This window comes from Pseudomonas artemisiae (assembly GCF_057128685.1).
The window spans coordinates 71927-93829 of record NZ_JBSKHS010000002.1 but is presented as its reverse complement, the minus strand read 5'-3'; the positions used below and the strand labels follow the sequence as shown (position 1 = coordinate 93829).

At 62.7% G+C, this 21903-nt stretch carries 20 protein-coding genes; 5 read left to right on the top strand and 15 right to left on the bottom strand.

Annotated elements, in window-relative coordinates; genetic code table 11:
* Positions 1-137: 137 nt before the first annotated feature.
* Positions 138-1319: an MFS transporter gene (locus tag ACWKV4_RS03130; protein ID WP_483831150.1), complete on the top strand. Its 1182-nt coding sequence runs from the start codon at positions 138-140 to the stop codon at positions 1317-1319.
* Here the strand turns inward: ACWKV4_RS03130 and mgtE are convergent.
* Positions 1301-2626 carry a magnesium transporter gene (gene mgtE, locus ACWKV4_RS03125; protein ID WP_483831151.1) on the bottom strand — a complete coding sequence of 442 codons (1326 nt, stop codon included), beginning with the start codon at positions 2624-2626 and terminating at the stop codon, positions 1301-1303. The two genes, ACWKV4_RS03130 and mgtE, sit on opposite strands and share 19 nt — an antisense overlap.
* Before the next feature lie 481 nt (positions 2627-3107).
* On the opposite strand from mgtE, the gene ilvD reads away from it, so the two are divergent.
* Complete coding sequence (ilvD, locus tag ACWKV4_RS03120) at positions 3108-4946, top strand: dihydroxy-acid dehydratase (protein ID WP_483831152.1); 1839 nt, start codon at positions 3108-3110, stop codon at positions 4944-4946.
* Between the two features lie 65 nt (positions 4947-5011).
* Here the strand turns inward: ilvD and ACWKV4_RS03115 are convergent, their stop codons facing one another.
* Entirely contained in the window at positions 5012-5530 is a 519-nt protein-coding gene (locus ACWKV4_RS03115) for a dihydrofolate reductase (RefSeq protein WP_483831153.1), read from the bottom strand.
* 81 nt (positions 5531-5611) lie between these two features.
* Here ACWKV4_RS03115 and ACWKV4_RS03110 point away from each other — a divergent pair, with 81 nt between their 5' ends.
* Together ACWKV4_RS03110 and ACWKV4_RS03105 are read left to right on the top strand one after the other, a co-directional pair.
* A complete protein-coding gene (locus ACWKV4_RS03110; RefSeq protein ID WP_483831154.1) occupies positions 5612-6982 on the top strand; it encodes a DUF2868 domain-containing protein in 1371 nt (456 codons plus the stop codon).
* Positions 6975-8363, top strand: coding sequence for a DUF3482 domain-containing protein (locus tag ACWKV4_RS03105; RefSeq protein ID WP_483831155.1), 1389 nt, complete (start codon positions 6975-6977; stop codon positions 8361-8363). The genes ACWKV4_RS03110 and ACWKV4_RS03105 overlap by 8 nt, the downstream gene beginning before the upstream one ends.
* Here ACWKV4_RS03105 and ACWKV4_RS03100 read toward each other — a convergent pair.
* Positions 8329-10569 carry a heavy metal translocating P-type ATPase gene (locus ACWKV4_RS03100; protein ID WP_483831156.1) on the bottom strand — a complete coding sequence of 747 codons (2241 nt, stop codon included), beginning with the start codon at positions 10567-10569 and terminating at the stop codon, positions 8329-8331. The two genes, ACWKV4_RS03105 and ACWKV4_RS03100, sit on opposite strands and share 35 nt — an antisense overlap.
* 77 nt (positions 10570-10646) lie before the next feature.
* Between ACWKV4_RS03100 and cadR the strand changes: the two genes are divergently transcribed.
* A complete protein-coding gene (gene cadR, locus ACWKV4_RS03095; RefSeq protein ID WP_483831157.1) occupies positions 10647-11096 on the top strand; it encodes a Cd(II)/Pb(II)-responsive transcriptional regulator in 450 nt (149 codons plus the stop codon).
* 191 nt (positions 11097-11287) lie between these two features.
* Here the strand turns inward: cadR and gspD are convergent, their stop codons facing one another.
* The 12 genes from gspD to ACWKV4_RS03035 all read right to left on the bottom strand — a co-directional run bounded on the left by gspD (position 11288) and on the right by ACWKV4_RS03035 (position 21658).
* Complete coding sequence (gspD, locus tag ACWKV4_RS03090) at positions 11288-13597, bottom strand: type II secretion system secretin GspD (RefSeq protein ID WP_483831158.1); 2310 nt, start codon at positions 13595-13597, stop codon at positions 11288-11290.
* The gene (locus ACWKV4_RS03085) at positions 13594-14178 is read right to left on the bottom strand and encodes a hypothetical protein (RefSeq protein WP_483831159.1); all 585 of its coding nucleotides are present in this window, start codon (positions 14176-14178) and stop codon (positions 13594-13596) included. Before ACWKV4_RS03085 ends, gspD begins: the two co-directional genes overlap by 4 nt.
* Positions 14178-14786: a type II secretion system protein GspM gene (gene gspM, locus ACWKV4_RS03080; RefSeq protein ID WP_483831160.1), complete on the bottom strand. Its 609-nt coding sequence runs from the start codon at positions 14784-14786 to the stop codon at positions 14178-14180. Before gspM ends, ACWKV4_RS03085 begins: the two co-directional genes overlap by 1 nt.
* Positions 14761-15843 carry a PilN domain-containing protein gene (locus ACWKV4_RS03075; RefSeq protein WP_483831161.1) on the bottom strand — a complete coding sequence of 361 codons (1083 nt, stop codon included), beginning with the start codon at positions 15841-15843 and terminating at the stop codon, positions 14761-14763. The genes gspM and ACWKV4_RS03075 overlap by 26 nt, the downstream gene beginning before the upstream one ends.
* The gene (locus tag ACWKV4_RS03070; RefSeq protein ID WP_483831162.1) at positions 15840-16574 is read right to left on the bottom strand and encodes a type II secretion system minor pseudopilin GspK; all 735 of its coding nucleotides are present in this window, start codon (positions 16572-16574) and stop codon (positions 15840-15842) included. The genes ACWKV4_RS03075 and ACWKV4_RS03070 overlap by 4 nt, the downstream gene beginning before the upstream one ends.
* Complete coding sequence (locus tag ACWKV4_RS03065; protein ID WP_483831163.1) at positions 16571-17179, bottom strand: type II secretion system protein GspJ; 609 nt, start codon at positions 17177-17179, stop codon at positions 16571-16573. Before ACWKV4_RS03065 ends, ACWKV4_RS03070 begins: the two co-directional genes overlap by 4 nt.
* Positions 17176-17571, bottom strand: coding sequence for a type IV pilus modification PilV family protein (locus ACWKV4_RS03060; protein ID WP_483831164.1), 396 nt, complete (start codon positions 17569-17571; stop codon positions 17176-17178). Before ACWKV4_RS03060 ends, ACWKV4_RS03065 begins: the two co-directional genes overlap by 4 nt.
* On the bottom strand, positions 17568-18005 hold the full coding sequence (locus ACWKV4_RS03055) for a GspH/FimT family pseudopilin (protein WP_483831165.1): 438 nt from the start codon (positions 18003-18005) through the stop codon (positions 17568-17570). Before ACWKV4_RS03055 ends, ACWKV4_RS03060 begins: the two co-directional genes overlap by 4 nt.
* Before the next feature lie 6 nt (positions 18006-18011).
* On the bottom strand, positions 18012-18437 hold the full coding sequence (gene gspG / locus ACWKV4_RS03050) for a type II secretion system major pseudopilin GspG (protein WP_483831166.1): 426 nt from the start codon (positions 18435-18437) through the stop codon (positions 18012-18014).
* A 9-nt stretch (positions 18438-18446) separates the two neighbouring features.
* On the bottom strand, positions 18447-19646 hold the full coding sequence (gene gspF, locus ACWKV4_RS03045; protein WP_483831167.1) for a type II secretion system inner membrane protein GspF: 1200 nt from the start codon (positions 19644-19646) through the stop codon (positions 18447-18449).
* 1 nt (position 19647) lies between these two features.
* Positions 19648-21366 (bottom strand): type II secretion system ATPase GspE, encoded by a 1719-nt coding sequence (gene gspE / locus ACWKV4_RS03040; RefSeq protein ID WP_483831168.1) that lies wholly within the window; start codon positions 21364-21366, stop codon positions 19648-19650.
* A gap of 79 nt (positions 21367-21445) precedes the next feature.
* On the bottom strand, positions 21446-21658 hold the full coding sequence (locus tag ACWKV4_RS03035) for a hypothetical protein (RefSeq protein ID WP_483831169.1): 213 nt from the start codon (positions 21656-21658) through the stop codon (positions 21446-21448).
* Between the last annotated feature and the right edge of the window lie 245 nt (positions 21659-21903).

Here is a 21903-nt window from a genome sequence, read left to right as displayed (position 1 = left end):
CTACGCACCTTGCGGCGCTGCGAGGGGCCCCTCTTTGAGTAGCCTGCAACTGCAGGCTTTTCCTACATAAGTTTCGGCTCCCAGCCTGAAGGCACTCGGGGCTAATCTGGCTCTCTCTTCAATTGATGAGATTGCCTATGTCAGCCCCTCGGCTTATCACGGCCATGCTCGTGGTGATGACGTTCCTGGGTGTGTTTGCAATGGACGTCATCTTGCCTTCGGTGCCAGCACTCGCTCGGCAATTTCATACCCCTGCCCATGCGATTACCGCGGGGATCGGGTTGTTCGTCGTAACCGTGGCCCTTGCTCAATTGGTGATTGGGCCTGCGTCAGACCGGTATGGGCGCAAGCCTTTGTTACTGGCCTGCATGGCAATAGCCACGGTTGGTGCAATGGGCTGCACGGTGGCAACCAGTAGCGGGGTCTTCCATGCTTGGCGAACGGTACAGGCCATCGGCTGCGGTGGCTTTGTGCTGGCCAACGCGCTGGTTCAAGACGTGTTCAACGGTGCCCAGCGCACGCGACAGCGTATCTGGCTCAGTATGGCCAGCGGCGTGTTTATCTCCATTTCGCCATTGTTTGGCGTGGTTCTAGAGTATTACCTTGGCTGGAAAGGGAGCTTCTATGGCTTCGCGGCCTTAGCGCTGTTCACTGGCCTGCTGGCCGTGAACGTAGTGCCCGCCAAGCCCAAGGCTTTTAGCCGCCAGTGCCCAGAGGCCGTAAAACAACCTGCCCACTACGCACGGTTTATATTGGCTAGCGCGGTGACGACGATCGCGTTCGCCAGCCATTTCTCCTTCGTGCTGCTCTCTCCTCTTTTGTTTATGGACACCTTGGCGCTCAGCCCTAAGGCCTATGGGCTGCTGATGCTGGTGTATGGCGCCAGCTATGTGGTCGGAGGGGCGATAGCGAACCGGGCTATGCGGTATATCAGTGAAAGTAGGCAGATGTGCCTGGGGATGGGCCTGATCATCGCGGGCGGCTTGGTGATCGCGGCGTTACGGACCATAGGCGCCGCCGACGCAGTGGCCGTTCTTGCGGGCGCATGCGGGGTGACCTTTGGTGTGACCCTGGCGCGCCCCGCAGCGACCACCTTAGCCATGAATGCACTACCAGGGCAGGCAGGCAGGCACCGCAGCCGCTGGCTTGAATACCATTACCTTTGCTGGCGGGGGCCTTGTCAGTTTTGGCTTAAGCTTGATGGCTGGGCAAGCCCTTATCTGGTTGCCCAGCATGTTATTGGCAATGGGCACGGCCGGGCTCGTTTTAGTTGCCCTGGCCACGCCACGCGCTATGACAGTTACAACTCCAACACCTGAGTAGCGATGGCGAAGTACACCAGCACACCGACCGCGTCGGCAATGGAGGTGATCAGCGGGCCGCTGGCGGTCGCGGGGTCCAGCCGTAGACGGCTAAGCATAAAGGGCAGGCTCATGCCGATAACGCTGCCAATCATCACGATCACTACCATGCTGCAGGCTACGATAACGGCGATGTCGGGGCCGCCTCGCATCACGCCTAACAGGGCCACGGCGGCGGCCATGGTCGTACCGAGCGCCAGGGCCACCGCGCATTCACGGCCCAGCAGCTTCATCCAATCCCGCAGCATGACCTCGCCCGTGGCCAAGGCTCGCACCATCAAGGTGGCGGACTGGGCACCGGCATTGCCGCCGCTGTCCACCAGCAGCGGCAGGAAGAACACCAACGCGATATTGGCGGCGATCACGTCTTCGAACGCAGCGATACCGGCTCCAGAGAAGAGGTTGCCGAATACCAGCAGCACTAGCCACAGCACCCGCTTACGATAGAGCAGGCCCACGGTAGCATCACGCAAGTTGCCGATATGCACCGCGATGGACGCGCCTTTGTGGAAATCCTCCGTGGCTTCATCCACCACCACATCCATGGCATCGTCGCAGGTAACGATCCCCACCAGTTGCTGTTGCTCATTGACGATAGGCAGCGCCAACAGGTCGTAATCGTTGATCAGCCTGGCTGCCTGCTCCTGAGAGCAGTCCGCCAGGGCGCTTACCACCTGTTCGCGAACCAAGGAGGCAACCTGAGCGCTGGGCTCGGCCAGTACCAGATCCCGTAGCGACAACACGCCGATCAGCCGCCGTTGGGCGTCAAGCACATAGGCCTGGTAGATGGTTTCGGCCGCTGGCGCGCTTCGGCGCAGCGCGGCAATGGCCTCGGTCACGCTCATGGCGTTGTCAACGGTGCAATACTCACTGGTCATGATGGCGCCCGCCGTACCTTGGCGATGGGCGCTGAGCTTGAGCAGATCATCGCGCTCGGCCTGGGCCAGTGCGGTCAGAAGAGGCTCGCGGGCCCCCTCGCCCAGACGCTGGAACAGATCGGCCCGCTCATCGGCGGACATTGCGCTGACAAGTCGTGCCAACTGCGCGCGAGGCATGTTTTCAGTGAGCTCTACCTGACGTGCGAGGGGCAGGTAGCCGAAGACTTCCGCGCGCTTGGTGAGGTCTATTTTCTCAAGGGTTTGCAGCGCGCCCTCACAGCTCATAAGTGCCAGATAACGGGCGGTATCCGCAGCCAATTGAGCCTTGGCCTGGGACACAGCGCCTGGCTGGCCGTGTAGGGTGTTCATGGAGAGAGTGTCAGTCATGGCGTTCTCCGGGCAAGCTAGCGCAGCCGGAACACGCCTGCGGCATTTACCGCTCAGCTCCCCCGGCCAGGCGCCAGTGCGCCTGTATCAGGTTGTATAAGTGCAATGAACTGGGAAGGTCCATTAATAGAAGTTCTCTGATCACCGCATATGCGGCGCGGGCATGATAGGAAGGGTGCTGGGCACGAGCCACCCCATAAGGCGATGCTGAAACGTTTCTCTGAAACTTCCTACATATAATGTCCACTTGCGTTTATCACATGCTCATGGTCAGCAACCACGTTCCTTCCCGCGGTTAGCGGTGTAGAATCGGCGTATTCATCGCCAAATATCCCCGGCGGGTTTATGAGCCAGGCCAGCGCTTGCGGCGATCCCGCGCAGCTGTCGGCCACTTCCCTGAGGGCAGCCCAACGGCCACTTCATCCTGGAACCGCACAAGGCTCAATTTCCCTGGAACCTGATTAGCCGCCCGGAGTGCTTCATGCCTGATTACCGCTCGAAAACATCTACCCATGGCCGCAATATGGCCGGCGCCCGTGCCCTGTGGCGCGCCACAGGGATGAAAGACGAGGACTTCAAAAAGCCCATCATCGCCATCGCCAACTCCTTCACCCAGTTCGTACCGGGCCATGTGCACCTCAAGGACCTGGGCCAACTGGTGGCCCGCGAGGTAGAACGCGCGGGGGGCGTGGCCAAGGAATTCAACACCATCGCGGTGGACGATGGCATCGCCATGGGCCATGACGGCATGCTGTATTCCTTGCCGAGCCGCGAAATCATCGCCGACTCGGTGGAGTACATGGTCAATGCGCACTGCGCCGACGCCATCGTATGCATTTCAAATTGCGACAAAATCACGCCCGGTATGCTCATGGCCGCCTTGCGCTTGAATATCCCGGTGATTTTCGTGTCTGGCGGGCCGATGGAAGCGGGCAAAACCAAACTGGCGAGCCATGGCCTGGACCTGGTCGACGCCATGGTGATCGCTGCCGACAGCACGGCGTCTGACGAAAAGGTCGCTGAATACGAACGTAGCGCCTGCCCTACCTGTGGCTCGTGCTCCGGCATGTTCACCGCCAACTCCATGAACTGCCTGACCGAAGCCTTGGGCCTGGCCTTGCCCGGCAACGGCTCACTGCTGGCGACCCACGCAGACCGCGAGCAACTGTTCCTGCGCGCGGGCCGCACCATCGTGGACGTTGCCAAGCGCTACTACCACGATAACGACGAGTCGCTGTTGCCGCGCAACATTGCTTCGTTCAAGGCGTTCGAGAATGCCATGACCCTGGACATCGCCATGGGCGGTTCCACCAATACCATCCTGCACCTGCTGGCAGCCGCCCAAGAAGCGGAGATGCACTTCGACCTGCGCGATATCGACCGCCTGTCCCGGCTGGTACCGCAGCTGTGCAAGGTCGCGCCCAATACGCCCAAGTACCACATGGAAGACGTGCACCGTGCCGGCGGCATCTTTGGCATTCTCGGTGAGCTGGCCCGGGCCGGGCTGTTGCACACCGATGTACCCACCGTTCACAGCCCGACCATGGCCACGGCCATTGCCCAGTGGGACATCACCCAAACCACCGATGCCGCCGTGCATGAGTTCTACCGCGCAGGCCCCGCGGGTATTCCTACCCAGGTGGCGTTCAGCCAAAGCACGCGCTGGGATTCACTCGATGATGATCGCGCTGAGGGCTGTATCCGCAACCTGGCGCATGCCTACTCCCTGGAAGGCGGCTTGGCGGTGCTCTACGGCAACCTGGCAGTCGACGGGTGCGTCGTGAAAACCGCGGGCGTGGACGAGTCGATCCACCGCTTCGAAGGCAACGCCAAGATTTTCGAAAGCCAGGACAGCGCGGTACGCGGCATCCTCAATGACGAGGTAAACGCCGGGGACGTGGTGATCATTCGCTACGAAGGCCCCAAGGGCGGCCCAGGCATGCAAGAGATGCTGTACCCCACGTCCTATTTGAAGTCCAAGGGGTTGGGCAAGGCGTGCGCGTTGCTCACCGACGGTCGCTTCTCGGGCGGTACCTCGGGGTTGTCCATCGGTCATGCGTCGCCTGAAGCCGCGGCTGGCGGCATCATTGCCTTGGCGCGGGATGGCGACAAGGTGCTGATCGACATCCCTAACCGCGCCATCAACCTGCTAGTGGACGATGGCGAGCTGGCAGCGCGCCGTGCCGAGCAAGACGAAAAGGGCTGGAAGCCTGCGGAAACGCGCCCGCGCAAGGTCACTACGGCGCTCAAGGCTTACGCCCTGTTAGCCACCAGCGCCGACAAGGGCGCGGTGCGCAACAAGGCGATGCTGGACGGCTAAACCTGCCTGCCTGGCCCCAGGGTTAACGCCCTTGGGACCAGGCAAACGCCAGGGCGAGGGCCGAGTCAGGCCGGAGCCCGCTCCCATACCTCAAAGTGATACGCCGGGGCCTCGCCTTCGGCGGGGTTGGGCGTGCTCGTCACCTTGACCCATGCGCTACGGTCAAATACGGGGAAGAAGGCGTCACCCGCTGGCGCGGCCTCTACGCGGGTAAGGTACAGGCGGTCGGCAAAGGGCAGGCCCAGTTCATAGAGCTGCGCGCCACCGATCAGCATCACTTCGTTTTGGCTGTTTTCGCAGGCCCAGGTTTCGCCACGGGCAATGGCCGCGTCCAACGAAGGGAACACCTCAGCGCCTGGTAGCACCAGGCCTGCCTGGCGGCTGACCACCAGGTTGAGCCGCCCCGGCAAGGGCCGGCCAAGCGAAGCCCAGGTTTTGCGCCCCATGATGATGGGCTTGCCCAGGGTGCAGGCTTTGAAATAACGAAAATCCCCAGGCAAATGCCAGGGCATGCGGTTGTCGATACCGATCACACCGTTCTCGGCATGGGCGGCGATCAGGCTTAGGGTAAGGGTCTTGTTCATGGGCGCGAGGATAGCAGAGCCGCGCGCCTGGAGCAGCCGGGGTACGGTATGCTGGCGGCTTGCAGGCCCACAGGAGCACCCGTGAACAGGCTGGATACCCTCTGGTTGACCGAAGCCGTCAGCCTCCGCGAACGCCAGACAGGCGCCCTTCAAGACAGCGAAGCCAACCGCCATGCCCGTCAGGCTGGCGGCGACTTTGTCCAGCGGGTGCACGCTCGTGCCTTGTGGTTAGCGCGGCGCGATGGCTTGGTGGAAGCCTTGGAACACTGGAAGCAAGGCGCACGGCTGGGGCTGATTCTGTTGGCCCTACTGGCGCTGGTCAGCGGTGCGGGCATGGCCGCCACGGCGCTGGCCGGCTCGCCCGCAGCGGTGAACGTGTTCTGGGCCACCGGCAGCCTATTGGGGGTAAACCTACTGTTGCTGCTGGGCTGGTGGGTGGGGCTGGTAGTGGGTGGGGATCATGGCCCCTGGCTAGGCAGGGTGTGGGTGGGGTTAGGTCAGCGCCTGGCGCGAGACGCCAAGGCCTCGCACTTGGGCGCCGCGCTGCTGGTAATGCTGCACCGGCACAGGCTCAACCGCTGGCTCTTCGGGGCCACGGTCAACGGCCTGTGGACACTGTGCCTGCTGGCCAGCCTGATCACGCTGTTGTTGATGTTCGCCACCCGCCGTTACGATTTCGTGTGGGAAACCACGCTGTTGCAGAGCGATACCTTCGTGGCATTGACCGCGTACCTGGGCAAATTCCCTGGGTGGCTGGGCTTCCCCATGCCAGCAGAGGGGCTGATTCGCGCCAGCGGAGACGGCCCAGCAGCCCTAGAAGGGGCTCGCCAGGCCTGGGCCGGTTGGCTGGTCGGGGTACTGGTGTGTTACGGCGTGCTTCCCCGGGCAGTGCTGGCAGCCGCCTGCTGGCTGCGTTGGCGTCATGGCGTGGCCCGCCTGAGTACAGACCTGGAAACACCAGAGGTCAACAGCCTGCGTGAGCATTTGATGCCCTCCACCGAGCGCCTAGGGGTCAGTGACTTGCCAGCCGAACAAAGCTGGGCAACCCCGCTGTCGGCCCAGGCCACGCTAGGCACGGGTGCGCTGGTGGTTGGCATCGAACTGGATGACGACCACCCATGGCCGCCCACGGCCAGCCCAGCCATTACCGATGGCGGCATTTTGGATGATCGCCATTCCCGCCAGTACCTGCTGGACGCCTTGGCCGCCCAGCCTGCCGACCGCTTGCTAGTGGTCTGCGACCCCCGCCGCTCACCTGACCGGGGCACCCAGGCGCTGCTGGCCGAGCTGTCACGCAACGCCGCCGAAACACGGGTATGGCTGATACCGCCGCCGGCGGGGCATGTGGCGGACGCTGCCCGTTGGGCAGATTGGCTCGATACCCTGGCGCAGTTGAAACTCCCCCAGGAAGCCACGTTTCCTTTGGCCTGGTTGGAGCATGATCATGCCTGATGCACTGACGCTCGCTGTAGTGGGCCACACTAACGTGGGAAAGACCTCATTGCTGCGTACCCTCACCCGAGATGTGACCTTCGGGGATGTATCCCATCGCCCAGGCACCACGCGGCACGTCGAAGGCGCGCGCTTGCTGGTAGACGGCCAAGCCCTGCTTGAGCTTTACGACACGCCTGGCCTGGAGGATGCCGTCGCCTTGCTGGAGTACCTGGAGCGGCTGGGCAGCGGCCAACTACGGCTGGATGGCCCTGGGCGGATTGAAGCCTTCTTAGGCTCGAGCGAGTCGCGCCAGCGCTTCGAACAAGAGGCCAAGGTCGTGCGCCAACTCCGGGCTTCAGATGCAGGCTTGTACGTGATCGACGCCCGGGAGCCCATCCTGGCCAAATACCGCGATGAGCTGCACGTTCTCGCTAGCTGCGGCAAGCCATTGCTGCCGGTGCTCAATTTCGTCAGCGCGCCCACGGCGCGGCGCGAGGCATGGCAAGCGGCATTGGCGCGGCTGGGTTTACATGCCCTGGTGGCGTTCGACAGCGTGGCGCCGCCTGAAGATGGCGAGCGTCGCCTGTATGAAAGCCTGGCGTTATTGATCGAACGGGCGCGCCCTGCCTTGGAGCGGTTGATAGACGATTTGCGTCAGCAAGCCGAGCAGCGCTTGGCGGCCGGCCGACGGCTGATTGCCGAGTTGTTGGTGGACTGCGCCGCCTGCCGCCGAACCGTCCCACAAACCGCCCAGCCTGAGGGGATTCAAGCATTGCAAACAGCCGTGCGCCAACGGGAGCAAGCCTGCGTCAGTGCGCTACTGACGGTATTTGGCTTCCGCCCAGGGGATGCCGAGGCCGGTGCCTTGCCGCTGCTTGACGGCCGCTGGGGAGATGACCTGTTCAACCCTGAAACCCTGCGCCAGATGGGCATCAAGGTGGGGGGCGGCCTGGCGGCTGGCGCGGCGGCTGGCGCCGGGGTAGACCTGCTTACGGGCGGGCTGACTTTAGGCCTGGCTACGCTCGCTGGCGCCGTGGCTGGGGGCGCCGTACAAACCGCCCGGGGCTACGGTGGCCGGCTGATCGGCAAATGGCGTGGCGAGCACGTACTAAGCGTGGACGATGCCGTATTGCGCTTGCTGGGCCTGCGGCAACAGGCGTTGCTACTGGCCCTGGCTCGCCGGGGCCATGCGGCGCAAGACAGCCTGCAACTGCCTACCCATGACCCGCAGCACTGGCGCCAGGGCCGGCTGCCCGCGGTACTCAAGCGCACCCGCGCTCACCCGGAATGGTCCAGCCTCAACCCTGGCTTTAAACCAGGCCGCGCCGATCGCGAAGACGCATTGACCACCTTAGCCCGCGAGCTTAGCGCTGCCCGCGCAGCAGGCGCAAACCGTTGAACACCACCAGCAGGCTTACGCCCATGTCGGCGAATACGGCCATCCACAAGGTGGCCATGCCCGCCAGGGTCAAACCGAGAAACACCGCTTTTATGCCCAATGCCAACACGATGTTCTGAAGGAGCAAGGCGCGCGTGCGACGGGACAGCCTGATGAATTCGCCTACCTTGCGCAGGTCGTCATCCATCAAGGCCACGTCCGCCGTTTCGATGGCGGTATGCGAGCCTGCGGCCCCCATGGCAAAACCAATATGCGCCCTTGCCAGGGCCGGAGCATCGTTGATGCCATCGCCCACCATGCCTACCACCTCGCCTTTATGCACCAGCGCCTCAATGGCGGTCAGCTTGTCTTCGGGCAATAGATTGCCACGGGCTTGGTCGATGCCCACTTCGGTTGCAATCGCCGCCACCGCCGAAGGGTTATCTCCGCTAAGCATCAGGGTTTTTACGCCCAGTTGGTGCAAATCAGCAATCGCCGCCACGCTGGTCGCTCGCAGCGTATCGGCCACGGCAAACACAGCCAGGGGCTGACGGGCATCACACAGCACCGCCACACTTTTACCGGCCTGCTCCAGCGTAGCGAGTAGGGCCTCAAGCGCAGGCGTGCATAACCCCTGCTGCTCTACTAGCCGATGATTACCGAGGGTATACACTTGCCCATCGACCCGCCCCCGGCTGCCGTGCCCCGGCAGGGCTTCGAACGCTGTCAAGGCACGGCGCTCATGACCCACCAAGCCAGCTGCAAGGGCTCTGGAAACGGGATGGTCGGAGCGGTCAGCCAAGCTAGCGGCGATGGCTTTGGCGTGTGCCAGCTCCCCTTGCAAGGGCAAGGTGTCTGTAAGCTTGGGCGCGCCTTGGGTCAAGGTGCCGGTTTTATCCAGCGCTAGCCAGCGTAAGCGGTGAGCGGTTTCCAGGTACGCACTGCCCTTGACCAGAATGCCCCGCTTGGCCGCCGCCGCCAGCCCGCTAACCAAGGTCACCGGCGTAGAAATCACCAGCGCACAAGGGCACGCAACCACTAGCAACACCAAGGCCCGATAAAGCCAATCCAGCCACGGGCCCAGGCCTAATAAAGGCGGTATTACAGCCACGGCGCAAGCCAGGGCCATGACAGCTGGGGTGTAAATACGCGAGAAGCGGTCCACGAAACGCTGAGTTGGTGCTCGGCTGCCCTGGGCTTGCTCCACCACACGCAAAATACGGCTGAGGGTGGACCCACTGGCGGGTTGAGTCGCGCGGTATTCCAGTTCGCCAGCCTGGTTGATGGTGCCTGCGAACACCGTATCGCCTACGGTTTTATCCACAGGCAGGCTTTCGCCAGTGATAGACGCCTGGTTCAGGCTCGACCGGCCAGCGGTCACCACGCCATCGAGCGCGATACGCTCACCAGGGCGCACCCGAAGCAGGCTGCCCACGGCAAGCGGCGCCACGGCCTGGGTAGTCCACTGGCCGTCTTCGCCACGTACCGTGGCTGTGTCTGGCGCCAGCTTCATCAGGGCGCCGATGGCATTACGCGCCCGCTCCAGGGAGTGGGCCTCGATGCGCTCGGCGATAGCGAACAGCACCATGACCATCGCCGCCTCGGGCCACTGCCCGATCAAGGCCGCACCCGTCACGGCGATGCTCATCAGCGCGTTGATGTTCAGGTTACGCTGGCGTAAGGCAATCAACCCTTTTCGGTAGGTGCCCAGCCCAGTAACGGCGATGGCCACCAGTGCCAAACCAACCACCAGCCCTTTTGGCCCAAGGCTGAACAAGTGGCACAGTTCCGCCGCAGCCGCAGTCACGAAACCCAGTGCCAACGCACCTTGGCTACGCCTGCTCGGTGCAGGTGCCTGGGCCTGCTCCGCTTGGGCCTGGGCCAGCGGTATCGCGGTCATGCCAAGCTCCGCGATGGCCGCTACCAAAGGTGCGGTATCCGCCAACGAATGCCTGACACCCAACACACGGTTGATCAGGTTGAATTCCAGCCCATGAACGCCCGGCACCGTGCCAAGGCGCTTTTCCAGCAGCACCTGTTCGGTGGGGCAGTCCATGGCCTCGATACGGAAACGGCTCAGGGTGCCCTCGGTGGCATCGCCGAAGCTGACGCTACTGGAAGCATTACCTCCATGATCGTGATCGTGATCGTGGTGAGCATGCCCATGGTCACAGGCGCTTGCGCCTGGGCTTACGGCGTTGCCTTGTGGGGAAGTAATGCGGTCCATGGTCGGCTCCAAAGGTTAACTATTGCTTAGTCAACACCCTGTAGCCACTATAGGGTCAAGCCTTCTGGAGACCCTTCATGAAAATCGGCGCACTGGCCAAAGCCACTGACTGTCAGGTCGAAACCATCCGTTACTATGAGAAAGAGCAGTTGCTGCCCGCCCCTTCCCGAACCGGGGGCAACTACCGGGAATACACCCAGGCGCATGTGGAGCAACTGACGTTCATTCGCAACTGCCGCACCCTGGACATGACCCTGGACGAAATCCGCGCCCTGCTCGCCCTGCGCGACACGGGCATTGCGCCCTGTGCCGAAGTCAACAGCCTGGTGGATGCCCATATCGAGCACGTACGCGCCCGTATCAACGGGTTGCTGGCCCTGGAGGGCCAACTGCTAACCCTGCGCGAACGCTGCCAGGCCACTGACGCCAATGCCCATTGCGGGATTCTGGAACGGCTGGAAGTCAACGGCGCGGTAGAGTTGCCCTGCGCCGAGCGCAGCCATGTGGGGCGCAGCCATGGGCACTGAATTGAACGCTGAGAGTTATGACCCATAAGCGGAAGGGCGACCGGCGCAGTCGCAGACTCCAAGGCCCTGGTAACGCAGCCTCCGGAATCAGTTGCCCACTCCATAACACTGAATACCGTCCTTGCAGGGGCCGGCTCACCGATCCCCTTTCACCACCGCCTGCATGATGGCTACAAACACAGCCCACTGCCTTAGGGCTTGAGCAACTGCATTTGCTGTCGATAGTCATCGGTGACCTGCCGCGCCTGGCTATTCCCCGTCACCACCCTCGGGGTAATCAGCACAATCAGCTCAGTACGCGCTTTGGATTTGCTGGTGCTGCCGAACAGCCAGCGCAGGCCCGGCACACGCCCTAGGTAAGGCACTCGGGTGCTGGTGTCGCTGTTGTCCTGCTGGATCAACCCCCCCAGCAATACCGTTTGCCCACTTTGCACGGCCACCTGGGTGGCAACGGACCGTGCCGCGATCGCCGGGTTGGTCGAAGTGCTGGTGACATTGCTGTAGTCGGCGTTACTGACCTGTTGCTTGATATCCATATACACCAGGCCGCCCGGGTTAATGCGCGGCACCACGTCCAGAATCACCCCGGTCTGCACGTATTCAACGCTGCTCAAGGTGGTGTCGGATAGGGTGGTGTTCACCGTGGTCTGGTTGATTGGAATGTTCTCGCCGACCTGGATCTGTGCCTGCTGGTTGTTCATCACCACCAGCGACGGCGCCGAAAGCACCTGGGTGCGGCCATTGCTTTCCAGCGCATGCAAAGCCACTTGCAGGTTGTTGCTCACGAACGAATAGAAGAAGGTATCGGTGCTGGCCAGGCCTGCCCCGCCGCTACCCAATGCGCCCTGGCTACCGCTGGCATTGGCAACCGTGGTGCTGGTGGAATTGCCCGCCAGCCGGCCCAGGTACCACTGAACGCCCAAGTCCAGTTCCCCGGTGAGGTTGACCTCCAGGATGCGGGTTTCAATCTGTACCTGCATCGGCGGGTTATCCAGGCGCTTGATCGCCCCTTCGATTTCCGCCCACTGGGCGGGGCGTGTACGAATCAACAGCTGGTTACTGCTTTTCTGCGCGGTGATCCGGGTACTTTGGTCCAGGCTCTGGGCGCCTTGGCCGCTGCTAGCCTGGCCACTGCTATCGGTGCCTTCTTCGTTGCCGTCTTCGGCTTCGCTGCCAGCCTGGCTGGGGTCTTCATCGCTAGTGGTAGCTTGCACGCCAGTGCTGGCGTTCATGCCCTGGTTGCCCAGGCCCTGGCTGGTGGTACCGTTAAAGCCGCCACTGCTAAAGCTTGCGCCCGAACTACTGTTGCCAGTGAGCGAGGACAAGGTGGTGGTACGCACGCCAGGCGTTACCCGGGCGGCGGAGTCGTCCTTGATCTGGCCGCTGCCGTAGATCTGCCGCAAGTACCTGGCAAGGTCCGTGGCCTTCATGTTGCGCACGTCATACACATACAACTGCGGCTCGTTGCCACCGCCTTCGTCGATGGTCTGTATCCACTCGCCTACCTCGTGCAGATATTGCGGTTGCGAAGAGATAGCCACCACCGAGTTGGTCCGCTCGATAGGCAAGAAACGCACCATTCCAGCCAGAGGCATGCCACTGTCGGGGCCAAACATCTTCTGTAGCTGCGGCATGAGTTCGCCAACGGTGGCGCGCTGCAAACCGTAGACGCCGATGGACATACCCTTGAGCCAATCCACGTCGAAGGTATCAATGGTGTCCTGGTAGTTGGCAAGCTCTTCAGGGGTACCGGCCAGGCTAAGCACATTGCGCGCGGGGTCTACCAGCAGGAAGGCGTTTTCCCGGGCGAAAGGCTTGAGCAACTTCTGCATTTCGGTGGCAGAAATGTAGCGCAGCGAGAACAGCCGTGCCGACAGGCCACTGGCGGGCCGAGCCGCGGGCAGCGTTGGGGTGAGCTTGCCACTGACCGCTTGGTTGGCCGGCAAGATCACGTAGCGATTACCCTGGCGGATCATTGCGTTGTTGGTCCACGACAGCAAGGTTTCGAGAATCGAAAGCGCCTCGGTCTTGTTCACCGGTTGCGAGGTGGAGAAGCTGACGTCGCCGGCCACCCCTTGGGTAATGCTGTAGTTCTCGTGTAGCAGGTCGCCCATCACCGTGTTGATCACCGCCTCGATGGGCTGGTTGGTGAAGTTGAACATGATGTCGCCCGCCCTATCCTGCCCCGGGGCTGGCCCGGATGCCAAGGGCGCGCGGGTGCCCGGCGCGCGAATGAAGCGCTGGTTGCCGCGGATGATCTGTTGGCGGGTAGGCGCCGCCGACTGCGTGTTGGGGCTGGCAGTGGGTGTGGTGAGGGGCGCGTCATCGATCACTGGGCGCTGGTCACCTGTCCCGCGCAAGGCCTCATGCATCAGCGCTGGGTCGTTTTCGGTTTTGCTGGGCGGCAGGGCGCAGCCGGCCAGGGCCACAGCGGTGGCCAGGCAAAACAGGGGGGTGCGCAAAGTGGCGATGTTACTGACTCCTGAAAATACTGAATTCATGGCGCGTCTTCCAAAGGCTCGGCTTCGTCGGGCTCGCCGTTGTGCGAAACAGATGGGGCGGGTAAACGAGGTGAGGCGTCCTCGCCCTGTGGGGGCAGGCGTGGGGTGGCCAGGTCGAGGCGGCGTTGCTGGCCCTGGTAGCGGAAGGTGGCCTCCCGGGGGCTAAGCACTTCCAGCAGCCAGCCATTGCTTAACCTGTCGCCCACCTTGAGCGTGAAGCTGCGTGGGCCCTGGCGTAGCAGCGCCCACTGGGCCTGGCCGTTGAGTATTACGCCGCTGAGGGTGAGCCCGGCAAGGCCAGCGTCTGCGGCTCGGCCCACGACAGCGGCGTCGGGCTTGCGCTCGGGGCTGAACAGAGGCTGGCGCCAGATGAGCGCCAACTGCTGCTCGGGCAGGCCTGGCATGTTTATGCCAGTAGCGCTGGTGGCGGTTGCCGTGGGCGCCGACTGCGGCGGCAACCACTGGGGGTCACGGCCGGCGCCGCCCAGCAGCCCGGCGCAGAGGATCAGGAGCGTGGCACACAGGGCCACCAATGGGAGGTTAGCGCGCAATGCCTTAAGAGGGGTGGATAACGTGGCCATCACCGCTGCTCCTTCGCCGCAGGTAGCTGGAGATAGCCGCGGATCAACAAGTGTACGCGCAACCGGCCTGGCCCGCCGGTGGGCAGCGCGCCACTGGCGCGGCGAATGCTGAGATTATCGATGAACAGCGCGGGCTGACTGTATTCCAAGTCGTGCAGCAGCCGAGCCAGCGGCTCCGTGGCGCAGTCCAGGGTCAGGCTGACCTTGACTTGGCGATAGGGCTGGGCACTGTCCTGCTCTGGCGTGATGGGCATGCGCTGGACGACCTCACACCCAGGCCCCGTCCCGGCATAAGCGTTTACCCGTTCAACGCTGTGTTGCATCAGTTGCGCGGCCACGGCGCTGAGGTCATCGCCGGGCAACAGACTGCTACGGCTGGCGGGGTCCTGCCGGGCCTGCTCAAGTTGCTTCTGTAGTGCGGGGCGCTGCGCGAGCAGGCCTGCGTAACGTTGCTGCTGTTCGCGGACGCTTTGTAACTGGTCTTCGATGTCGTACAGGGGGCCAGAGAACCAGCTTTGCACCAACAACCACCAGGCCGCCCAAAGCAGCAATGCCAGAACGATAAGCGCGGCGCCACGGCGTTCACGGGCGTTGAGTGGGCGACGCATCGGCAGCCTCCTTGCGTAATTGTGCGTGCAACGAAAAGCGGTCCTTGCCGCTCTCGCTGTCGGGCGCAATGATGCCTTGGAACCGAGCATCGACCAGGCTGGGGCAAGCCTTGACACGGCTGATCAAGTCGCTGGCCTTGGCGCTTTGCCCAGACACCAGGACTTCCCCGCTCTCGTTGACTTCCAACTGTTCGAGCCAGGTATCAGCGCCCAAGCAGTCGCTCAGCTCGGCAAGCAGTCGGCTAAGGGTCGGCTGCGCGGCTTTTTGCTGGGCCAAGTAGCGCGCGGCGCCACGGGTATTGAGCAGTTCGCTGCGCAAGTGCTGCAGTTGGTCCACCTGCTGGCGTTGCTCGGCAACCGTGGCTTGCATGTCGCTCAACAGGCTTTGGCGGGCATTCAGCCACAGCAGCATGCTGGTCAGGAGCAACGCCACCAGCGCCGCCAGCAACACGCGCTTGAGCCGGTTCCCAGCAGGCGCGACAGGCCGGCGGTCGGGAGGCAACAGGTCAATGCACAGGGGCGCGCCTTGCAGGTCGCGAGCATCGACGCTGTGCAAGGCAATGCCCTGTTGTCGGTAGTGATCAAGGATACCGTTCAGGCGGTCGCGCAACACGGCCACCAGCAGCACTTGAGCATACGGGTTGGTACGGTTGAGCACGCGCGCGTCGAAATACAATTGGGCGGCGCTGAAGGGCGTGTGTTTATCCAGTTCGAAACCAAGCACGTTATGCAGGCTGCGTGTAGCGATCAGTGGCACGCTCAACTCCTGGGCCAACACCATCGACGCTGGCAGCATCAGCACGTAACGCTGTGCCGAGACTGCCTGGGCGCCGGCTACCGCCCCCTCAGGCGCCACACCCGGGCTGGCGGGCCAGTCGAGGACCAATACCGCCGGGGCCGTGCTAAGCCGCGCGCGCCAGCGGTCCGGCAACGCGCCGTGCAGCTCACGCAGCCAGGCCCGCCACAGCCCTTGGGCTGGGCTGCGATGCCAGTGACCGCGCAGGCGCTCAAGTTGCCCCCGCAGCAGTGTCAATGAAGACGAATTCAGTGGGTTCATTCTTGCCAACGCAGGACCCGGTACGGCCGCGTCCCCTCCTTTGATGCCGTAAGTAACAGCGTGACGCTAAGCGCCGAGGTAAAACCATCAGCCATGCGCGCCTGGCTGTAGAGGGTAAGAATGTCGCCCGGATCACTGGCATCGGTAACACCCTCGCCCACCGCCCGTCCAAGCCCAAGTGCCTGCTTGAGCCGCGGGCTGGCGAAGGCAGCCATAGGGCTTTCCAGGCCGCTCCAGAGCGTTACTTCACTTAACAGGGCGCTGTACAACTGCTCACTCATGCCTGGCAATTCACGCAGTTCTTCCAGCAGCCGCAGCGGTGGCCGCAGGCCGCCGCGGCGTTGGTCGAGGGCGTGCTCAAGGTCGTCGGCCTGGGTGTTAGAAGCGCCTACCGCCTTAAGCAGTCGGCCAACATCCGCCGAGGCGGCAACGTTGAGGTCCAGCTTCCCGCGCTCGCTGAACACGCGGACCTGCACCTGAGCGTCGTCGAACGTGAGCGAGTGGGGCTGACCATCGGCGCGCCAGCGCAGCGTTGGGTTGCGCTCTAGCAACCCCACAACGGCCAGGTTCATACCGGCCTCGGCAGCCAACAGTCCTTGCGTATGCTGGCGTTGCCAGAGGGCCTGGCGGGCCTCCAGACGCACGCCGCCGGCAAGGCTTGCGAGCAACAGGCTAAGCAACGCCAATACCCACAGCACCACCAGCAAAGCGACACCCCGTTGCAGCTTCATGACCCACCTGCTTGGGCGGATAAATCCAGCTTCATCGAAACGCTTTGCAACACCCAAGGCACCGGGCCGCTCAGGCTGGCATCGATGCGTACCGCCTGGGGCAGGCGTGCCGGCCACGGCCACTCGTCCAGCCAGCCGCTGGGTTGCCCGCCAGGGGTAACCCCTCGGTAGCTCAGGTGTAACGCTCGAACCTCATGCAGCAGCACCTGGGGCTCACCGAAGGTGCGTAAGGCCTGCCCGTCCAGGCGCGCCAGGTAAAGCTGCACGCGTTCGCCTTGCAAGCTCAGTTGGTACTGATATAACCCGCCGCCCATGCGCGTAGGCAGCGGTGCATAGAACATCAGGCTCTGGGCCGTGCCTCGAAACACCACCGGCGGCCCGTCACTGACGGCACCGGCCGCCAGCGGCAGCGCCTGGCTGATCGAGCGGCGCAAAAACTGCTGGCTGGCGCGAACCTCGTCGAGCCGGGCGTTATAACGGTCGGCCTTAGCCACCGCGCGGTTGGCGCCCACGATCGCCCCGCCGATCAACGTGAGCATCACGCCCAGCAGGCTTATCACGATAAGCAATTCGATCAGGGTAAAGCCCGCGCCGCGTCGCTTCACTGGCCGCCCCCCGGTACAGCGCCCGTGCCGACGGTGCGTATTTGCAGGGTGCTATAACGCGCCCGTTGGCCGCCGTTGGCGAGGCTCAGGTCAAGGCGATAGAGCGCCACGTGAGGCACGCTGCTCGGCTGCTGGCGGATGTCCAGTTCCCAGCGCACGTTCTGATCCCACTGCCCGGCGCTATGGCCCGGCGCCAAGGGGCCGCTGTTCACTTCATCCATGAACGATCGTGCCGCCAGGCTAAGCCGGTCACTGCGCTCAACCTGCCCCAAGGACCTGGCGCTTTGGCCAAAGGCTGTAAGCAACACGGCACAACACAAGGCCAGCACGGTCAAGGCAGCGAGCATTTCCAGCAAGGTAAACCCGCGCTGTGGAAGAACGGGTGCGTTCATGGCAAGTCCCGCAGCGCCACACTGCCGTCCAGCCAACCGATATCGATGCGCCAACGCTTGCCAGGCTGGCTGAGCACCACCTGGCCGCCACTGGAGCCGCCATCTGGGTAGAACTCGAAGGCGGCACCCAGTGCTTGGGCGGTGTGTAGCTCAACGGCCAAGTCGACCGGCAGGGTTTGCAACGCCTGGCCGGGCGCGGCGAAGCGGTGAGTAACCAAGTCAAAACGCGCCTGGGCTGGTTGCCCACTGACAATGGCTTGCACTCGCGCCGCGCGCAGGCCCAGCACCACTTGCGCCAAGACCCGCCGCTCACTGGCCGCGTGCAGCCCTTTACCTACGCCAAAGGCGACAACGCCCATGGTGATGCCGATCAACATAAGCACCACTAGCATTTCGAATAGGGTAAAGCCGCGAGCGCGTGCTGACAGGTGCATGGAGGGTTACTGCCAGTTGCCAAGGTCGGCCTTATAGCCGTCGCCGCCGGTCACGCCATCCTGGCCGAAGAAAATCAGGTCATAGCTGCCATGCTCACCTGGAACACGGTAGCCAAAATCATGGCTGAAAGGGTCCTTGAGGTCCGATGGCTTGGCATAAGGGCCCATCCAGCCCTGAGCATTGGCAGGCTTGGTGGTCAGTTGCGCCAGGTTTGCCGGTGGCGCGCCCATGTCCAAGGAATAACTTTCGATTTTCATGCTCAAGCTGGCCAACTGCGCTTTGCCAGCGCCGTACTTGCCTTTGTCCACGTTGCCGCCCACCTGGCGGACCACGATGGTGGCAACGATGCCTAGCAGCACGATCACCGCAAGCATTTCGAGCAGGGTAAAGCCGCCTTGCTGGCGGCGCGCAATAGCGATGGTGCGGGGCATGGAAAGTCCTCAGATATTACTGGTAAGGCTCATTAGCGGGAGCATGATGGCGAGCATGATGACCGCCACCATCACCGCCATCACAACGGTCAGGGTCGGCACCAGGGCGGCAAGCAAACGGTCGATGCCACGCTTGGCTTCAACGTCGAACACGTCGGCAACCTTGAGCAGCATCATGTGGAGGTTGCCGGCCTGTTCACCGACTTCGATCATCTGCAGGGCAAGTTCGGGCAATAGCGGCTGCGGGCCGAAGGCCGTGGCCAGGGTGCCGCCTCCCTTGACCCACTCGCCGGCCTGTCCCACTTGTTCAACGATGGCCTGATTGCCACAGACCTGGCGCACGGTGAGCAACGCCTGTAGCAAGGGCACGCCGTTGCTCAGCAAGGTGCCCAGGGTACGGGCCAGCCGTGCCGCTTCAATACGCTGCAGGAGGGGGCCAATGACCCCTACGGCTAACAGCCGACGGTCCATGCGCAAGCGTCGCGCCGGGTCTCGCCGACGCCACGCCAACCCCCAGGCCAGCGCGATCACCCCGGCCAACAGCAGCAGGCCATCGTCGCTAAGTACTTGGCCCACATGCAGGATGATTTCAGTAATCAGCGGAAGCGGCACGCCCAGATCGCGAAAGATCGGTACGAACTGCGGTACTACATAAGCCAGCAGCAACGCCAATGAACCCAACACGCCCAACACCAGGAAAACCGGGTAGATCAAGGCATTGACGACTTCGCCGCGCACGGTTTCGCTGCGCTCCAGGTAGTCGGAAAGCTGGCGCAGCGTGCGCTCCAGTTCGCCACCGGCTTCCCCGGCGCGAATCATGCTGATGTACAGCGTGGAGAACTGCCCGCCCTCTTCTTCCAGCGCCTGGGACAGCGGCTTGCCTGCCTTGACCTGCTCACGAACCCGTTCCAGCAACGCCCGGCGCCGAGGTTCGGTGCTCTGCCTGAGCACGATGCCTAGGGATTTTTCCAGGGGTTGCCCGGCGCCGAGCAAGGTTGCCAGTTGCTGAGTGAAACTGACCAGCGCTGCCCCCCCTAAGGCGCCTTTGCGGGCGCCAGCACGGCGTGCGCCCAGGCTCGCATCAATGCTGAGTACCATCAGCCCGCGTTTTTGCAACAAAGCGACAGCGGCTGCCTGATCACTGGCGGCGAGGGTCCCGCGTTGAGCAACGCCCTCCCCATCCAAGGCGTGATAGTTGAAGTGGGCCATGTCAGTCACCGCGCGTCACGCGCAGTACCTCTTCGAGGGAGGTGATACCGGTCACTGCCTGGCGCAGGCCTTCCTCATACAAGGTGCGCAGGCCTCCACGGCGCGCGGCGTGCTCCAGGGTGGCCGCATCGGCTTGGCGCATCAGGAGGCCGCGCAATTCTTCGTTCATTACCAGCAACTCGGTGACCGCGCTGCGCCCGTGATAGCCGCCACCGATGGCGGCCGTGTCGGGCCGGTACAGCTTGATCGGGCGCTGGTCGGTAAAGCGCTCAAGGCCATGCTCGGCGATCAGTTGCGCAGGCGCTTCAAAAGCGATGCGGGTATGCGGATCAAGCCGGCGCACTAACCGTTGAGCCAGAATGCCCTTGACCGTTGAGGCGATCAGATAGCTTTCCACACCCATGTCCAGCAAGCGAGTGATACTGGCCGCCGCGCTATTGGTGTGAAGGGTCGACAGCACCAGGTGGCCGGTGAGGGAGGATTGAATGGCGATGCGGCAGGTTTCCAGGTCGCGCATTTCGCCGATCATGATCACGTCCGGGTCCTGTCGCACGATGGAGCGTAGCGCGGTGGCGAAATCCAGGCCAATCGACGGCTTGACCTGGATCTGGTTGATCCCTTCGAGCTGATATTCGACCGGGTCTTCCACGGTGATGATCTTGCGCTCGGCGGTATTGAGCCCCGAGAGCGCGGTATACAAGGTGGTGGTCTTGCCCGAGCCGGTTGGGCCGGTGACCAGCAAGATTCCATGGGGGTTGCTTAGCACTTCAAGGAAGCCGTCCAGACGCTCACCGTCCATGCCCAGGCTCTGGAAGTCGAAACTGACCGTCTGCCGGTCCAGCAGGCGCATCACCACTGACTCCCCAAAGCTGGTGGGCACCGTGGACACCCGCAGGTCGAGGGCCTTGCCCTGGATGCGCAGCATGATCCGACCATCCTGAGGCAGGCGCCGTTCGGCGATGTCTAGCCGCGCCATGATCTTGAGGCGAGAAATGACCGCAGCCGAGGAGCTAGACGGTGGCGCCTCGGCATCGTGCAGTACGCCATCGATCCGATAGCGCACCTTGAGTTGGGTTTCGAAGGGTTCGATATGGATGTCAGACGCCCGCTGTTCCACGGCACGCTGCAGAATCAGATTGACCAGGCGGATTACCGGTGCTTCGGAGGCCAGGTCCTTGAGGTGCTCGATGTCTTCCTTGGTACCCTCTTCCCCGTCCAGCGTCTCGATCAGCGAGCCCATGGCCGAACGACCCTGGCCAAAATAGCGCTCGATCAGCGCTTCCACTTCGTTGCCTGGGCCCACCGACAAGTACACCGGCGCCTGATAGGCGTATGCCAGTGCTTGCAGTGGGTAAAGGGCCGCCGGGTTAACCGCCAGCACATGCACGCCATCGCGTTCCCTGCCCAGTGGCACTACCCGGTGGTGGCGCAGGAAGCGCTCACTCAAGGCTGGCAGCGCCTCGGCTTCCATCGGCGCATCCTCTGCATTCCATAAAGGCGCCGGTAGGCAAGCCGCCCACGCCTGGGCCAGGGACAATTCCGAAACCAACCCCAGGCGCGTCAATAGCGCCAGCAAATCATTGCCCGCCGATTCCAGCCCGAGACGCCGCGCCCGCTCCAGGTCCGCGAGCTTCAGCCCGCCGTGGGCGAGCAGCCACTGGCAGATCTGCTCGTCGCTAGGCAATTGCGCGTGCAAGGCATCGATGGGGGGTAACGGCATGGAGGCGCTTCTGGGTGTAAATACTGCGGGCTATAAATAAAGAGGGCCTTTGCAACCCTCTTCAGATTCTATGGCTTATTTAACGAGTGGTTTTAGCTGTATCAATTGGGCGGCCGCCCTTAGTAGTTTGCTGCGCTTGTTTCTTTTCGGCCTTAGTGTCGTGAGTTTGAGTCATGACAGTTGAATCCGATGTACCGGAAGCACTGGTTGAATCAGCAGAGTCATCAGCCAAAGTGACGCCCGCAAAGAGCATTGACAATACAGCCGAGGCGGCAAAGAGGGGCAATTTCATACTTATCAACTCCAATACAGTGTGAGGAAAAGCAGTAATCGCAAGCGACCGGCCCGACCGCCTTCACAAGCGAGTGAAGCCGCAAGCAGGCTCACTGGCGGGCGATTTTTCGCTACAAACCCAGCAAAACTGGGGCTCCCAGGATTTTGCTAAACCAACAGACCTGTAGGTTTAGCGTCGGTTCACACATCGCGAAAATAAATTTTTAACCTGATTTTTCTTACACAGCCGTATTGACACATTTT

What these genes read in the sequence shown, in the direction of transcription:
- gspF (WP_483831167.1), bottom strand. Translation starts at nt 19,646, where the DNA reads ATGGCCCACTTCAACTATCACGCCTTGGATGGGGAGGGCGTTGCTCAA.
- cadR (WP_483831157.1), top strand. Translation starts at nt 10,647, where the DNA reads ATGAAAATCGGCGCACTGGCCAAAGCCACTGACTGTCAGGTCGAAACC.
- gspD (WP_483831158.1), bottom strand. Translation starts at nt 13,597, where the DNA reads ATGAATTCAGTATTTTCAGGAGTCAGTAACATCGCCACTTTGCGCACC.
- mgtE (WP_483831151.1), bottom strand. Translation starts at nt 2,626, where the DNA reads ATGACTGACACTCTCTCCATGAACACCCTACACGGCCAGCCAGGCGCT.
- ACWKV4_RS03085 (WP_483831159.1), bottom strand. Translation starts at nt 14,178, where the DNA reads ATGGCCACGTTATCCACCCCTCTTAAGGCATTGCGCGCTAACCTCCCA.
- gspM (WP_483831160.1), bottom strand. Translation starts at nt 14,786, where the DNA reads ATGCGTCGCCCACTCAACGCCCGTGAACGCCGTGGCGCCGCGCTTATC.
- ACWKV4_RS03055 (WP_483831165.1), bottom strand. Translation starts at nt 18,005, where the DNA reads ATGCACCTGTCAGCACGCGCTCGCGGCTTTACCCTATTCGAAATGCTA.
- ACWKV4_RS03115 (WP_483831153.1), bottom strand. Translation starts at nt 5,530, where the DNA reads ATGAACAAGACCCTTACCCTAAGCCTGATCGCCGCCCATGCCGAGAAC.
- ACWKV4_RS03100 (WP_483831156.1), bottom strand. Translation starts at nt 10,569, where the DNA reads ATGGACCGCATTACTTCCCCACAAGGCAACGCCGTAAGCCCAGGCGCA.
- ACWKV4_RS03105 (WP_483831155.1), top strand. Translation starts at nt 6,975, where the DNA reads ATGCCTGATGCACTGACGCTCGCTGTAGTGGGCCACACTAACGTGGGA.
- ACWKV4_RS03130 (WP_483831150.1), top strand. Translation starts at nt 138, where the DNA reads ATGTCAGCCCCTCGGCTTATCACGGCCATGCTCGTGGTGATGACGTTC.
- ACWKV4_RS03035 (WP_483831169.1), bottom strand. Translation starts at nt 21,658, where the DNA reads ATGAAATTGCCCCTCTTTGCCGCCTCGGCTGTATTGTCAATGCTCTTT.
- ACWKV4_RS03060 (WP_483831164.1), bottom strand. Translation starts at nt 17,571, where the DNA reads ATGAACGCACCCGTTCTTCCACAGCGCGGGTTTACCTTGCTGGAAATG.
- ACWKV4_RS03075 (WP_483831161.1), bottom strand. Translation starts at nt 15,843, where the DNA reads ATGAACCCACTGAATTCGTCTTCATTGACACTGCTGCGGGGGCAACTT.
- gspG (WP_483831166.1), bottom strand. Translation starts at nt 18,437, where the DNA reads ATGCCCCGCACCATCGCTATTGCGCGCCGCCAGCAAGGCGGCTTTACC.
- ACWKV4_RS03070 (WP_483831162.1), bottom strand. Translation starts at nt 16,574, where the DNA reads ATGAAGCTGCAACGGGGTGTCGCTTTGCTGGTGGTGCTGTGGGTATTG.
- gspE (WP_483831168.1), bottom strand. Translation starts at nt 21,366, where the DNA reads ATGCCGTTACCCCCCATCGATGCCTTGCACGCGCAATTGCCTAGCGAC.
- ilvD (WP_483831152.1), top strand. Translation starts at nt 3,108, where the DNA reads ATGCCTGATTACCGCTCGAAAACATCTACCCATGGCCGCAATATGGCC.